The organism is Micromonospora arida, assembly GCF_003857035.1.
Classification (GTDB): Bacteria; Actinomycetota; Actinomycetes; order Mycobacteriales; family Micromonosporaceae; genus Micromonospora; species Micromonospora arida.
Genome location: NZ_QGSY01000150.1, coordinates 1 through 10,831, shown reverse-complemented (window position 1 = coordinate 10,831; position 10,831 = coordinate 1). Strand labels below are relative to the sequence as shown.

Genomic DNA, 10,831 nt, shown 5'->3' with positions numbered 1-10,831 from the left:
GGTCACGTCGCCGCGCTGGTGGGCGCCTCGGCGTGCGCGGTGGTGCCGCTGGTCAGTGGGCGGGCGGGGGGCTCGCCACTGCTGGCCGGGGTGCCGCTGTTGCTGGTCGCGCTGACCGGGTTCGGTGCGGCCTGGCTCGTCGGGGGGCCGGCGCTGCGGGCGGTGGCGGCCGGGCTGCTGGTGCCGGTGCTCGCCGCCGCCCTGCTGCGTCCGGTGGCGGAGTTGCGGCCGTCAGTGCTGCTGCTCGCGGCGGCGACTGTGGCGCTGGGGATGGCCGCCGCCGTGCGGCTCCTGCCGGCGGTGGCGGCGGTGGACGGTGGCGGCGGTTGGCGGACCGGTCCGCGGGCGGGTGCGCTGTTCGTCACGGCGGGCACGGCGCAGGTCACCGTGTTGATCACCATCGGGCTGGCGCCCGCCGCCGTCGGCCGGTCGCTGCCGCCCTGGGGCGGGGCTGGGACGGGGCCGGACCTGCGCTGGGGTTGGCAGCTGGCACCCGCGGTGGCGCTGGCGATCGGCGCGACGGTGCTCCTGCTGCCCCGTGGCGCGCGGGCGGTGCTCGCCACGGCCGGCGCGGTGGCGGTGCTGTTCGCCGTACCCGCCGGCTGGTCGGCCTCCTGGCCTCAGGTGGTGGCCGTCGACCTGGTCGGCGGGGTCGCGCTGCTGCTCGCCGTACTGGCCCGCCCGAGCACCCCACCGGTCGCCCTGCGCACCCGTGCGCTCGGCGGTGCCGTCCTGCTCGGGCACGGGCTGCTGGTCGCCCTGGCCTCCCCGACCGGTGCCCTGGTGGCGCTCGTCGTGCTTGCCGTGGTCGGGCTGGCACTGGCTGTCCGACGGGGGGTCGGCGCGTACCGGGAGGTGGCCGGTACGGGGCTGGTGGTCGGGCAGCTCGCGCTGCCCGGGATCGCTGCGGTGGCGATGTTCGCCGCGGGCGGGCCGCCCTGGTGGCAGGCCCGGCTCGCGCTGGCCGCCGCCGGGCTGTCGCTGGTCGCGGCGCTCGCGGCCCGCCGCCACCGGGCGGAGCTGATGGGGTACGCGGTGACGGGCGCCGTCGCCGCGGTGACCGTGCCCGGCCTCGCGCCGCTGGTCGGGGCGGGTGACGAGCCGCTCGTGCTGTACGCGGCTCTGGCCGCGCTGGGTGTCGCGTTCGTCGTTCACCTGCTGCCGTCGGCGAGCGTCTCCGACCAGGCGGCCCGCGGGGCCCGGCCGGCGGCCGACGGGCGCGGGTCGGCCCGGTCGGCGCTGTTGCTGGTGGCCGGCGCAACGCTGGCGGTGGTCGCCGTCCTGGCAGCCCTGCCGACGGTGCTGACCGCGCTCGGGTCGCCCTACGGCGGCTGGAACCCGGTGTGGTCGGGGGTGCCCACGGTCGTCGCCGACCCGTCGGTGCTTCCGGTCGGGTTTGCGCTGGTCGTGCTGGCGGTGGCCGGCGCGCTGGCCGGTCGGCGGGTCGGCCTGCCGGTGCCGCCCGCGCTGCCGTTCGTCGCGGCGGCGCTGCCGGTGCTGCTCATCGCGATCGGCGCGCCGTGGCCGGTGCTGCCGGCCGCCGTTCTGCTCGCCGGCCTGGCCGCCCTGCTGTTCACCGCGCTGACGGAGGCCCGCCCGGCGCTCACACCGGTCGCCGTGCCGGTGGGCGCGGTGCTGGTGGCCTCCGGTGTGCTCGGTCTGCTGGCCACCCGGGCGGGGACGCTCGCGGCCGAGGGGGCGCTGCTGGTGGCGGCGGTCGCGGTCGCCACCGGGGCGCGCCGGTTCGAGGTACGGGTCGCCGGTTGTCTCGCCGCCGTGGGCGCGGCGTCCGCGTTGGCGGTGACCGCCCCGCTCGCCGCCGGGCTGCCGGTGCGGGCTGCCGCGTACCCGCTGCTGGCGGTGGCCGGGTTGGTGCTTGCCGCCGCGGCGGTCACCCCGGCGCGGGTCCGGCTCGGACGGGTGCTGGACGCCACCGCGCAGGCCGTCGCGCTGGTGGCGGCGGTGCTCGCCGTCGAGGTGGCGCGGCACCTCGCCACCGTCTGCGTGCTCTGGGGTGTCGCCGTGGCGCTGCGACTGCTGCGCCGGGGCGAACCAGCCGGCCGGCGGTGGGCGTTCGCCGGGATCGCCGCCGGCAGCGAGTTGCTCGGGGCCTGGGTGCTGCTCGCCGCCGGTGGGGTCACCGTGCTGGAGGCGTACACCCTGCCCGCCGCGGCGCTCGCCGTCGGAGCGGGTCTGTTGGCGCTGCGCACCCAGCCGGGGCTGACCAGCTGGTCAGCCCTCGGCCCGGGGCTGGTCGCTGCGTTGCTGCCCAGCCTCGTGTCGGTGCTGGCCGGGGCGGACCCGCAGCCGTGGCGGCGACTGCTCCTCGGCGCCGCGGCGACCGGGGCGGTGCTGGCCGGCGCGACCCGCCGGTGGCAGGCGCCGGTGCTGCTCGGCGGCGGGGTGCTGACGCTGTTGGCGCTGCACGAGATGGCCCGGGGGTGGGATCTGCTGCCCCGGTGGATCTACCTGGGAGTCGGCGGGCTGGCGCTGGTCGGGCTCGCCGCAACCTACGAGCGGCGGCGACGTGACCTGGCTCGACTGCGCGCCGCGGTGGGCCGACTGAGCTGAGTCGAACCAGTAGGGGTAGGGCCTGCCCTACCCCCCATTCGGGGGCTGTCGGGGTTACTCACCGCTACCGCGATCGAGACACTTGACATTAAGCCCGAACCACCCCGGTGCGGGCGCAAGCGGAACGGGAGCAGCGATGGCGCTCGGAGCGGTGGCGGAACCGCCGGTACGACGGCGAGGCAGTGACTACGCACAGTTGTCCCGACGGATCAGCCAGGCGGGCCTGCTGGAGCGGCGTCCCGGCTGGTATGTCACCCGCATCGTGCTCACCCTCGGCGCCTTCGTGGCCGGCTGGGTGGCCGTGTTCCTGCTCGGCGACTCCTGGTGGCAGCTCCCGCTCGCGGCGCTGATGGCGGTGGCCACCACCCAGGTCGCGTTCCTCGGTCACGACGCCGGGCACCGGCAGATGTTCCGTCGGCGTGGCCCCAGCGAGGTGGTGGGGCTGTTCGCCGGCAACGCGGCGGTCGGGCTCAGCTACGGCTGGTGGGTCGACAAGCACAACCGGCACCACGCCAACCCGAACCACGAGGACGAGGACCCGGACGTCGGCGCGGGTGCCCTGGTGTGGACGCCCGAGCAGGCGTTGGAGACCCGGGGGATCGGTCGCTGGATGGCCAAGCGGCAGGCGTACCTCTTCTTCCCGATGCTCCTGCTGGAGGGGCTGAACCTGCACGTGGCGAGCATCCGGGCGATCATCGGTCGGGAGCCGAACGGCGGGTACACCGTCCCGATGCGACACCGGGCGGTCGAGGCGGCGCTGCTCGTCGCGCACACCGCCGCGTACGTGGCGCTGCTGTTGGCGGTCATGTCCCCGGTCAAGGCGCTGCTCTTCGCCGTCGTGCACCAGGCGCTGTGGGGTCTCTACATGGGCTGCGCGTTCGCGCCGAACCACAAGGGCATGCCGATGCCGACCGCCGAGGACGAGTTGGACTTCCTGCGTAAGCAGGTGCTGACCTCCCGCAACGTGCGGGGCAGCCGACTGGTGGACACGGCGTTGGGTGGTCTCAACTACCAGATCGAGCACCACCTGTTCCCGAACATGCCGCGTGCCAACCTGCGCCGGGCCCAGCCGATCGTCCGGGCCTACTGCGTCGAGCAGGGCATCCCGTACGCGGAGACCGGGCTGGTCGAGTCGTACCGGCAGGCACTCGCTCACCTGCACGAGGTGGGGCGGCCGCTGCGCGGCTGAACGGCAATGGCCGCTGCGCGGCTGAACGGCAATGGCCAGTGCGCGGCCGTTACGAGGACTGAGTGATGGGGCGGGCATCTGATGATGCCCGCCCCATCGCCGTATTCCTGGACCGCGACGACCCAGATCGTCAAGGATAAGGCGAACCGATTGATGAAGTGAGACCCGAGGAGGGTTCGGTCAGGGATTGATCCGGACCGGTGGCGCGTCCGGCTCGCCAGACGCGCCACCGGTAGGGTCTGGTCATGGCAGACCTGCTCACCGCGGACGCGGTGCGAGAAGAGCTGGGCCGATTGCCCGACTGGTCGGGTGACCCGACCGCCATCGGTCGTACCGCTCAGCTCGGCAGTTTCCCGGCGGCCATCGCTGTGGTGGACCGGGTGGCGACGGTGGCCGAGGAGCTCGACCACCATCCCGACATCGACATCCGATGGCGGACCCTGACCTTCCGCTGTGTCACGCACTCGGCCGGTGGGGTCACCCACCGGGACATCGAGCTGGCCCGGCAAATTGACGACATCGTCCGGAGTGCGGCATGAGATTCGAGATCAGCAAGGTTCTGGATGCCATCGAGGGTCGGGTCTGCACGGACCCGTCACTGGCCCGAGCCGTGGTCGACCTGGCCGAGGTGATTCGCTACCAGGACATCGACGGTGGTCGGCCGGCCAGCCTGCTACGCCTCGGCATGGTCATCGACGCGCTCTCCCGTGAGCTGGAGGAGGACAGCGTCCAGGTCTACGCGGTGGTGCACCGGGCGTTGCTCTCCGACGCCGACCTCACCTCGAACGAGCGGATGGTGGTCCGGCGCTGGGCCGACGACGGGCTCGTCGAGGTGCTCGACAACCCGGGCGACCGGATGCTGGAGGTCGCCGACCTGCTCGGTCTGCCGGTGCTCAGCCGGGTCCGCTTCGACGGGCTGCGCGGGCGTTTTCCGTGGCTGGTCGAGCAGCCTGGCCGGGTCGTCGCGCCGGTGCCGGGCGCCGGTGGGCCGGTGTTCATCGCGCACGTCGGTGGTGGGCACTCGCCGGTGGCCGGCAAGCGTTCGCCGACCGGCGTCAAGCTGCTGGCTCGCCAGTGGCGCTGCCCGGAGTCGGGCTGCGCGCTGTTCGGCGGCGGTGGTGGGGGTGGCGCGTTCGCCGACCTGGCCGGTGGTGCCGACCGCAGCCCCGCCGCGCAGCCGCCGCCCGCGTTGCGCAACGGCGTGCCGACCTGTCCCCGACACGGCGTACGGCTCGGTGACGGCGGCCCGCGTCCGCGTACGGAGGTGCTCGCGGTGCGCGTCGGCGGCCTGGTCCGGCGGCGGTTCGTGCTCAGCGAGGAGCAGCCGGTCGTGGCTGGTCGGGCTCCCGAGCAGGACGGCGGGATCATGCTCGGGCAGTGGCTCAACGATGAGGCCCGGCGCTGGATCAGCCGTGGTCACGTCCGCTTCGAGCTGCGGGTCGGCGAGGTCATCGTGACCGACGTCAGCACCAACGGCTCGGGCATCCGGCCGGGCGGTTCGATGACCGAGTCGGACCGGATCCCGCTGGCGCCGCAGCAGTCCCGGGTGCTGGGCGAGAACGACATGATCGAGCTGTACCCGGGGGTGCAGATCGGTCGGGCCGAGGAGTTGCCCACCGGTGCCCCGTTCACTCCCACCTCGGTGATGGCCGAGGCACCGACGATGGCGATGCGCCTGCCCCGCCCCTGACGCGAAAGGCGGGCGTCGGAACTCCGACGCCCGCCTTTCACCACGTTCCTTGGTCAGCCGGCCAGCACCTCGGTCAGCTGGGCCACCGCCAGGTCGATCTCCTCCTCGGTGATCACCAGCGGTGGGGCGAGCCGGATGGTGGAGCCGTGGGTGTCCTTGGCGAGGACTCCGCGTGCGGCCAGCCGCTCACACGCTTCCCGACCACTCATCAGCGCCGGGTCGATGTCCAGACCGGCCCACAGGCCACGGACGCGTACCCCGACCAGGCCCTTGCCGAGCAGCCCCTCCAGGCCGGCCCGCAGCCGCTCACCCAGCTCGGCCGAGCGGCGCTGGAACTCGCCGGTGGCCAGCAGCCGGACCACCTCGATCGCCACCGCGCAGGCGAGCGGGTTGCCACCAAAGGTGGAGCCGTGCTGGCCGGGCTTGAGGACGCCGAGCACGTCGGCGTTCGCGGCCACCGCGGACACCGGCACGATGCCGCCGCCGAGCGCCTTGCCGAGCAGGTACATGTCCGGCACGACGCCCTCGTGGTCACAGGCGAAGGTCGCGCCGGTACGCCCCAGGCCCGACTGGATCTCGTCGGCGATGAACAGCACGTTGCGCTCGGTGCAGACCTGGCGTACGCCCGGCAGGTAGCCCTCCGGCGGCACCACCACACCCTGCTCACCCTGGATCGGCTCCAGCAGCACGGCCACGGTGTTCTCGTTGATCGCGGCGGTCAGCGCGTCCAGGTCGCCGTACGGCACGACAGTGAACCCCGGGGTGTACGGCCCGAAGTCGGCGCGGGCGTCCTCGTCCGTGGAGAAGCTCACGATGGTGGTGGTCCGCCCGTGGAAGTTGCCCTCGGCGACCACGATGTTGGCCTGCCCGGCGGCCACGCCCTTGACCTGGTAACCCCACTTGCGGGCCACCTTGATCCCGGTCTCCACCGCCTCGGCGCCGGTGTTCATCGGCAGCACGAGGTCCTTGCCGCACAGCTCGGCCAGCTCCCGGCAGAAGTCGGCGAACTGGTCGTGGATGAACGCACGGCTGGTCAGCGTCAGCCGGTCCAGTTGGGCGTGCGCGGCGGCGATCAGCTGCGGATGCCGGTGACCGAAGTTCAGCGCCGAGTAGCCGGCCAGGCAGTCCAGGTAGCGGCGGCCGTCCACATCGGTGAGCCAGGCGCCCTCGGCGGACGAGATCACCACCGGCAGCGGGTGGTAGTTGTGCGCGGTCCAGCGCTCGGCGTCCCGGACCGCTCCCGGCGTACGCAGCTTGTCATCCACGATCACTTGCTTGCCTTTCCCTGACGGAGTCGCAGCGTGCAGCACTTCGGTCCGCCGCCGGCCTTACGTAGCTCGGACAGGTCGACCCCGATGGTTTCGTAGCCCCGGTCGCGCAGCTTGGCGGCCAGGTCGGTGGCCTGTGCGGGCAGCACAACGTGCCGCCCGTCGCTGACCGCGTTCAGCCCCAGCACCTCGGCGTCGGCCATGGTGGCGTGCACCGCGTCGGGGAAGAGCCGGCGCAGCACAGCCTGGCTGCCCGGGGAGAACGCCTCCGGCAGGTACGCCACGGTCCGCTCGTCGAGCACGGTCAACGCGGTGTCCAGGTGGTAGAAGCGCGGGTCGACCAGTTGCATGGTGACCACCGGGTAGCCGAAGACCTCCTGCAACTGGGCGTGTGCGGCGTGCGCCGTGCGGAAGCCGGTGCCGGCCAGCAGGTGGTCACCGGCCAGCAGGACGTCGCCCTCGCCCTCGTTGACGTGCTTCGGGTCGTACATCTCAAAGCCGGCGGCCTCGAACCAGGCCCGGTACGCCGGCGCCTCGTCGGCGCGCTGCGGGTCGCGGAACTGCACGGCCATCGCCTTGCCGTCGATCACGGTGCCGCCGTTGGCGGCGAAGACCATGTCGGGCAGGCCGGGCACCGGAGTGATCTCCTCGACGGTGTGGCCCAGGTCAAGGTATGTCTGGCGCAGCTGCTCCCACTGTCGGACGGCCAGCGCGGCGTCGACCGGCGCGCTCGGGTCCATCCAGGGGTTGATCGCGTAATCGACGGCGAAGTACGTCGGCCGGCACATCAACAGGCGCTGGCTGGTGGCGTCCATCGTCATTGTCCTGCTCCCAGGGGTCGGGCGCGCCCGGCCACCGTGGCCCACGGGCTGGCGCCGTTGCTCAACGGTATGCGGCGTCAGCGGCAGGATCCACCACCGAGAGTTGCGCAGACCGAAGATTCGTTGCGTCTGGGCGGCATGGAGCTGCCAATCGTTGCGCGGTGATGGCGCGGGTTGGGGTTTCGTGTTTCCGGCCACCTGCCGCAGGGCCTTCGCGGGGCCTTTGCTCTGCTGCCTTATCTGCGCCACCCGCGGGCCCGGATGCCGGACCTGCGAGTGGCGCATTGGGGGCAGCAGAGCAAAGGTGGCAGGCAGGGGCGGGCGGCCCTTCGCTGTCCGCAGGGCTTCCGGTCGGGCCGGCGAGCCATCCCCAGGAAAGGAACTGCCAGGCCCCGGACACACTTCAGGGGCGGCGAACCGCCGCCCCTGAAAGGGTGTCTCCCGGCCGGTGAACCACCGGACTGATCGGGCTGCCGGCGAACCGCCGGCTTTCGCCGGTGGATCACCGACGAGCGGAACAGTGCCCGCTAGAAACGATCCACAAACTGTGAGTCGAGCCACTCCCGGAAGCGCGGCACCCAGTCGCCGTCGGTGGTCGGCCAGTCGAACTGGCCGGTCATCGCGAGCACCCCGATCACGACCGCGGCCAGCCCGATCAGCACACCGAAGAGCGCGTCGGTCTTGCCGGCGACGTGCCGGCGACGGGTGGCCATCAGGCCGAGCACCGCGAGCACCGCACCGAACGCGCCGAGCCCGATGCCGTACCCGGCCAGGGTCCCGGTCAGCACGAACATCGCGCCGGCGACCGAGACGATCAGGCCGAGGGTGGCGAGCAGGCTGGCCCGCGGCTTCGGGCCACGCGTCACCGGCGGCTCGGGCGTGCCCACGCCCGGGGTCGGGTCGACCGGGCGGTCGGTGGTGACCCGGTCGGCGGTGTCGGGCCGACGGGTGGTGCTGTCGAGGTCGGCGTCCCGCTCGGCGGCACGCGCCGTGGTCGGGACGACGGTGGGCCGGGACTCGGTCTCCACCTTGTTGGCGGTGCCGGTGCGGGGCTCGGGTGTGACCGGGCTGGTCGTGCCGTTCACCGGCTCGGGTGCGACCGGGCGGGCCGTGCCGCCGTTCACGGGTTCGGGTGCGACCGGGCGGGAAGCGGTGCCCCGGGACTCGGTCTCCACCGGTCGCGCGGTGGCGGCGCGGGCCACGGCCGCCCGCTCATTGGCCCGCCGCTCGGCCTCGCTGGTCTGGCCGCCGGTCGCTTCGGCGCTGCGGTACGTCGTCTGGTCGGCGTCCCGGTCGGTGACCACCGGGCGGCCGACGCTGTCGTCGGACTGACCGGTCTCGGTGACCGGGGTGTCGCGGCCGTCCACGCGGCCGTCGAGGTTCTCGTCCCGCGTCGGTGCCGGCTCGGACCGGCGGGACAGCGAAGGAATCCTGACCACTACACACCTCCTGATGAATGCGTGGTGGCCGACGGAAAGGGTGGCACCCACGCGGTGTCGGCCCTCAAATACCCACCTGGGCGTTTCCTGACACCAATCCTGGGTACGCCCGCCGAAGCCGGCCCGGTCCGGTCTTGATCGGCTCGGCATTCTGGAAGTCGCGGTGTCCCGCCTACCTGGACACCCCGGTTTCCTTGAACCCGAGTCGATCAGCGGCGGATCGCGGTGGACCTGCCCGGTGGGGCGTGAGCACGGAAGCGGCGCGCAGCAGCCGCACGCCGGCCTGCTGCACGAACACCTCCCGCTTGTCGACGGCACGGCCCTTGTCGTTCAGTACGTAACCCGTCAGCCACACCTAACCGTGGTAGGTCCCGCAGGCCTTCGGAAGGGCGTCGACCGAGCCGACCACCGTCTATCTGGAGAACATCACCGGGGCGCTCTATCTGGACAAGCCAGCCGAGGTTGCCGCCTTCGAACATGTCTGGTCGGACCTGGAAGCGCTCGCCTCGGGTGAGGCAGAATCGGAGAAAATGATCACTTCGGTCATCGAGGAGCATCATGACTGATCTTGCCGGTGCCACCTGGCGTAAGAGCACCCGCAGCGGCAGGAGTGGCGGCAACTGCGTCGAGGTGGCCGACAACCTCCCCGACGTCGTGGGCGTACGCGACAGCAAGGACCCGACCGGCCCCGCGCTGACCTTCGCCCCAGCGACCTGGGCCGCGTTCGTCAGCGGCGTCACGGTGCAGCGCCAGGGCTGACCCGCCAGGAACCGCGCCAGCCCACCTCGATCGACTCGCCTTCCTGGAAACCGGGGTGTCCCGCTCATCGCAACACCCCGGTTTCCTGAAACCCGAGTCGATCAACAGCGGTGGCACCGAGTCGATCGGAGTGCTGGGGAGTCAGTCGGTCCGGCCGGGCGGAGTCGGTCAGTGCGCGGTCCGGTCGGGCGGGGTCGGTCAGCGTGCGGTCCGGTCGGGCGGGGTCGGTCAGCGTGCGGTCCGGTCGGGCGGGGCTGGCTATCCTTGGCACCTGTGCCAGAGGGACACACGATCCATCGCCTGGCGGCCCGGCACGCCGAGTTGTTCGCCGGGGACAAGCTGCACGCCGCCAGCCCGCAGGGCCGCTTCGCCGAGGGCGCAGCCCAGCTCTCCGGGACCGTGCTGGAAGGCACCGAGGCGTACGGGAAGCACCTGCTGCACCACTACGCCAGCGAGCTGACGTTGCACGTACACCTCGGGTTGTACGGCAAGTTCACCGACGGGCCGGGGGAGCCGCCGGAGCCGGTCGGGCAGTTGCGACTACGGCTGGCCAGCGACCGACACTGGCTCGACCTGCGCGGGCCCACGGCCTGTGAGCTGCTCACCCCACCCGAGGTGGCCGCGCTGCGGGACCGCCTCGGGCCGGATCCGTTGCGCGCCGATGCCGACCCGGAGCGGGCGTACGCCCGGATCGCCCGCAGCCCCACCCCTCTCGCCGCGCTGCTGCTGGACCAGTCGGTGGTGGCCGGCACCGGTTTGATCTTCGTTACCGAGGCGCTGTTCCGGGCCGGGCTGCCGCCGACGATGCCCGGCCGACAGTTGACCAGGACCGGCTGGGACGCGCTCTGGGGCGACCTGGTCGGCTTGATGCGGCTCGCGGTCGAGCACGGCCGGATCGACACGGTCCGCGACGCGCACCTGCCGGAGGCGATGGGCCGGCCGGCGCGAGTGGACCGGCACGGCGGCGAGGTGTACGTCTACCGCCGCCCGGGAGCACCGTGCCACGTCTGCGGCACCGAGGTCAGCCGCGGCGAGTTGGCCGGCCGCAACCTGTACTGGTGCCGTACCTGCCAGTCCGGCTGAACAGCCCTGCC

The 10,831-nt window shown here is 72.9% G+C and carries 10 protein-coding genes and 1 pseudogene; 7 read left to right on the top strand and 4 right to left on the bottom strand.

Annotated features, from left to right (window positions below):
- From DLJ58_RS10835 to DLJ58_RS10820, 4 genes are all read left to right on the top strand, one after another.
- Positions 1–2,571, top strand: a 2,571-nt coding sequence (locus DLJ58_RS10835; protein WP_124855403.1) for an SCO7613 C-terminal domain-containing membrane protein, incomplete at its 5' end; no start/stop codon positions are given.
- A 136-nt stretch (positions 2,572–2,707) separates the two neighbouring features.
- Positions 2,708–3,760, top strand: a complete 1,053-nt coding sequence (locus DLJ58_RS10830) for a fatty acid desaturase family protein (RefSeq protein WP_124855401.1) — start codon at positions 2,708–2,710, stop codon at positions 3,758–3,760.
- A 245-nt stretch (positions 3,761–4,005) separates the two neighbouring features.
- Complete coding sequence (locus DLJ58_RS10825; protein ID WP_124855398.1) at positions 4,006–4,299, top strand: 4a-hydroxytetrahydrobiopterin dehydratase; 294 nt, start codon at positions 4,006–4,008, stop codon at positions 4,297–4,299.
- Positions 4,296–5,450, top strand: coding sequence for an FHA domain-containing protein (locus tag DLJ58_RS10820; protein WP_124855395.1), 1,155 nt, complete (start codon positions 4,296–4,298; stop codon positions 5,448–5,450). The genes DLJ58_RS10825 and DLJ58_RS10820 overlap by 4 nt, the downstream gene beginning before the upstream one ends.
- 53 nt (positions 5,451–5,503) lie before the next feature.
- Here the strand turns inward: DLJ58_RS10820 and rocD are convergent, their stop codons facing one another.
- From rocD to DLJ58_RS33695, 4 genes are all read right to left on the bottom strand, one after another.
- On the bottom strand, positions 5,504–6,718 hold the full coding sequence (rocD, locus tag DLJ58_RS10815) for an ornithine--oxo-acid transaminase (protein WP_208741008.1): 1,215 nt from the start codon (positions 6,716–6,718) through the stop codon (positions 5,504–5,506).
- Entirely contained in the window at positions 6,718–7,533 is an 816-nt protein-coding gene (ddaH, locus tag DLJ58_RS10810; RefSeq protein ID WP_208741006.1) for a dimethylargininase, read from the bottom strand. The genes rocD and ddaH overlap by 1 nt, the downstream gene beginning before the upstream one ends.
- 533 nt (positions 7,534–8,066) lie before the next feature.
- Positions 8,067–8,978 (bottom strand): DMT family transporter, encoded by a 912-nt coding sequence (locus DLJ58_RS10805; protein ID WP_244218880.1) that lies wholly within the window; start codon positions 8,976–8,978, stop codon positions 8,067–8,069.
- Positions 8,979–9,150: 172 nt separating this feature from the next.
- Positions 9,151–9,333: a hypothetical protein gene (locus DLJ58_RS33695; protein WP_148097984.1), complete on the bottom strand. Its 183-nt coding sequence runs from the start codon at positions 9,331–9,333 to the stop codon at positions 9,151–9,153.
- A 55-nt stretch (positions 9,334–9,388) separates the two neighbouring features.
- Here DLJ58_RS33695 and DLJ58_RS34505 point away from each other — a divergent pair.
- The 3 genes and pseudogenes from DLJ58_RS34505 to DLJ58_RS10790 form a co-directional block, all read left to right on the top strand.
- Positions 9,389–9,544 (top strand): annotated as a pseudogene (locus tag DLJ58_RS34505) (Scr1 family TA system antitoxin-like transcriptional regulator); the annotation flags it as partial.
- The gene (locus tag DLJ58_RS10795; protein ID WP_124855386.1) at positions 9,537–9,737 is read left to right on the top strand and encodes a DUF397 domain-containing protein; all 201 of its coding nucleotides are present in this window, start codon (positions 9,537–9,539) and stop codon (positions 9,735–9,737) included. The pseudogene DLJ58_RS34505 and the gene DLJ58_RS10795, both read left to right, overlap by 8 nt.
- 273 nt (positions 9,738–10,010) lie before the next feature.
- On the top strand, positions 10,011–10,820 hold the full coding sequence (locus DLJ58_RS10790) for an Fpg/Nei family DNA glycosylase (protein ID WP_124855383.1): 810 nt from the start codon (positions 10,011–10,013) through the stop codon (positions 10,818–10,820).
- Positions 10,821–10,831: the final 11 nt, after the last annotated feature.

What these genes read in the sequence shown, in the direction of transcription:
- DLJ58_RS10830 (WP_124855401.1), top strand. Translation starts at nt 2,708, where the DNA reads ATGGCGCTCGGAGCGGTGGCGGAACCGCCGGTACGACGGCGAGGCAGT.
- DLJ58_RS10820 (WP_124855395.1), top strand. Translation starts at nt 4,296, where the DNA reads ATGAGATTCGAGATCAGCAAGGTTCTGGATGCCATCGAGGGTCGGGTC.
- DLJ58_RS10795 (WP_124855386.1), top strand. Translation starts at nt 9,537, where the DNA reads ATGACTGATCTTGCCGGTGCCACCTGGCGTAAGAGCACCCGCAGCGGC.
- ddaH (WP_208741006.1), bottom strand. Translation starts at nt 7,533, where the DNA reads ATGGACGCCACCAGCCAGCGCCTGTTGATGTGCCGGCCGACGTACTTC.
- DLJ58_RS10825 (WP_124855398.1), top strand. Translation starts at nt 4,006, where the DNA reads ATGGCAGACCTGCTCACCGCGGACGCGGTGCGAGAAGAGCTGGGCCGA.